Below are 2,607 nucleotides of genomic sequence, written 5' to 3'. Positions count from 1 at the left end.
TGGTTTATTCTTTACTGCTTATTATACATATGCTATTTCACCAAATGATTACACTTTTTCCACATATACCTATGTCAACAAAGATGGAACATCGGCACTTAATGGTTTTAAAATTGCATATATATCAGATACAAATCTCACAGATAAAGAGAGCGTGAGCAGACTCAAGAAAATGATTGACAAACTCAATAGTTATCCCTTTGATATGGTTATTTTTGGTGGTGATTTATATGATGGAGCAATTGTTGAATCTAAAGATGTCTCTGCTGCTTTAAAAAGTATTGAATGCAAATATGGTAAATTTGCTATATTAGGAGAAAAAGATAATTCTTCATCATTAGAAGTGACACAAATCCTCAATGCTGGTGGCTTTGAGGTGCTTGAAAACACAGCACGAACAATCCATTATAAAGAAGCCAGTTTTCTTCTTCTTGCATGTCATCAAGATACCGATATCTCCTCGCTGAAAGGAGATACCAAAACTATAAAAATTGGTATAACACATCAGCCAGATAGTTTTCAAAATCACAAAGGTAAACTTGATTTACAATTATCTGGACATAGTTACGGCGGTTCAATTTATATACCTTATTATGGTGCTTTACTTGCTCCTGATAATGCCAAAATATATAATCATGGAATTTATGAAGAATCAAATTCAGTTTTACTTGTCTCTAATGGTTTCCATGGACCTGCATCATTTCCATATAAGTTTCTTGCAAGAAATGAAATTAATTTTATTACTTTAAATACAAGTAGCAACTCCCACTAGAGAGTTGCTACTTTCTTGTTCCATATTGTAAATGATATAAAGCTTCTAAAACTTCAAAAATATAAGTTATAGAAAATTTGCCAATTAAAGAATAATGATTGTTTCCAACTCGTAAGATCATATCTACTCTATCACTAAATGAGAATTCTTCAAGTTGTGTGATAACAATAATATAGGCTGGAGTTTTCATTAATGCTCTCATAGCATCAGGATGATCTTGGAAGAATCCTCCTGCAATTGAAGAAACGATAATTAAATCATTACAATCCAATGATTTATATATCTCTTTTTGCTGTTCTAAAGGATACATAGCAGTACAATCTTTTCCTAAATATGATAAGGCAATTTGTAATTGCATAGAAACAGATTGAGTAAAGAAATTTCCTGCAAAACAAATTCTTTGTGACTCATGAATTTTATCAACAACTTTCATTAAATCTTCATACTGAATATTGTCATATGTATCTTGTAGATTATGAATAATATTTTGAAAGTGATCTTTAAAAATTTCTTTTCCTTCATTAATTTTTTCTCTTGCTGGTAACTGATGATCAAACAATAAACGTTTAGAATCCTGATTAAAGAAATTCAAATTCATTGTGACATCATTCTTGAAATCAGCAAAAGATTCATAATTAAGTTTTCTACACAAACGAGAAATCGTTGCAGTTGACACATAACACATATCAGCGACTTCCGTAATTGTACTCTGTGGAATTTGATATATATTTTGAAGGATTTTTTTTGCAGCTCCCCAATAAACATCATGCACATTTGTCATGTTGATAAAATTAATTAAGTTGTAAAATGCACTTCTCACTTAGGCTGCCCCTCCTCATACTTGATGACTGTCACTTCACCTGTTGTTAAACATAAACAGTTAAGCTGTCCTTTATTTCCAACTGCTAATCCCCCGTCAATAGCAATCTTATTGTGATAATCAGGATCATGCCATATATCAAATGAATGGTCATCATTAATAAAACAACAAGGGGTATGACCAAAAATGTATGTATAATTAGGATTTGCTTCATTTAAGTAGAAATATTCTCGAATCCAAGCAAGTATATCCTCATTATTCTCTTCTAAAGGAATTTCTGGATCAACACCTGCATGAACCAGAACATAATGTTTATCATTTAAATCTAACTCTATATAACTTGGTAATGAATCAATAAAAGCAATAACTTCTTTTATAAACATTTGTTTAAGATCAAAATATTCTTCATAAGGAATGCAATCTTTTTGAAGGTACTCTCTGATACTATTCACTGTTTTCTGTGCACCATTTTGTTTCCATAAACGATAAGGATTTGATCTTTCTGAATCCAAATCATTATATTTCAATGCTGTTTGCATAGACTGACGCATCATAATTTCATGGTTACCCTTAATCATATGAATATTATCCATTGCCTGTACAAAATAGTAAATATCTATACTATTAGGACCACGATCCATAATATCACCTAATATATATAATTCATCATTATCATTAAAACCAATGCGATCTAATAATAATTGTAATAATACAAATTGACCATGAAGATCTGATATAACAAATATTCTTTTTTCCATATATCATCACCCTATTATATTTTACCATAATTATTTTTTTTAATAAACCAAAGCCACTCACATTTTAAAAAATTATACAGGCAAAAGATTCACTGATGACAGTGAATCTTTCTATAATTACTCTCTCACTTGTACTTGGAATCGAATTACAACTGTACCCATTGGTTCAATAGTTGGTATTGTGTAATATAATGTGTAATCATCAATTGATGGAACTTGAGGCACATCATCAACTTCAAATGTGTTCAATATATAAT

General features: G+C 30.2%; 3 protein-coding genes. 1 reads left to right on the top strand and 2 read right to left on the bottom strand.

Annotation, left to right across the window (positions count from 1 at the left end; all coding sequences use genetic code 11):
- A partial coding sequence (locus ACLR9T_RS13785) for a metallophosphoesterase (RefSeq protein WP_413110066.1) occupies nt 1–772 on the top strand: 772 nt, incomplete at its 5' end.
- 7 nt (nt 773–779) lie between these two features.
- Here ACLR9T_RS13785 and ACLR9T_RS13780 read toward each other — a convergent pair.
- The gene (locus ACLR9T_RS13780) at nt 780–1,592 is read right to left on the bottom strand and encodes a MurR/RpiR family transcriptional regulator (protein ID WP_413110065.1); all 813 of its coding nucleotides are present in this window, start codon (nt 1,590–1,592) and stop codon (nt 780–782) included.
- Complete coding sequence (locus ACLR9T_RS13775) at nt 1,589–2,350, bottom strand: metallophosphoesterase (RefSeq protein ID WP_008787296.1); 762 nt, start codon at nt 2,348–2,350, stop codon at nt 1,589–1,591. The genes ACLR9T_RS13780 and ACLR9T_RS13775 overlap by 4 nt, the downstream gene beginning before the upstream one ends.
- Between the last annotated feature and the right edge of the window lie 257 nt (nt 2,351–2,607).

Source organism: Thomasclavelia sp., from assembly GCF_047249845.1.
In the GTDB taxonomy this organism is placed as follows: domain Bacteria; phylum Bacillota_I; class Bacilli_A; order Erysipelotrichales; family Coprobacillaceae; genus Thomasclavelia.
Note: the sequence above shows the minus strand (reverse complement) of the source record. Positions and strands in the feature narration are given on the sequence as shown.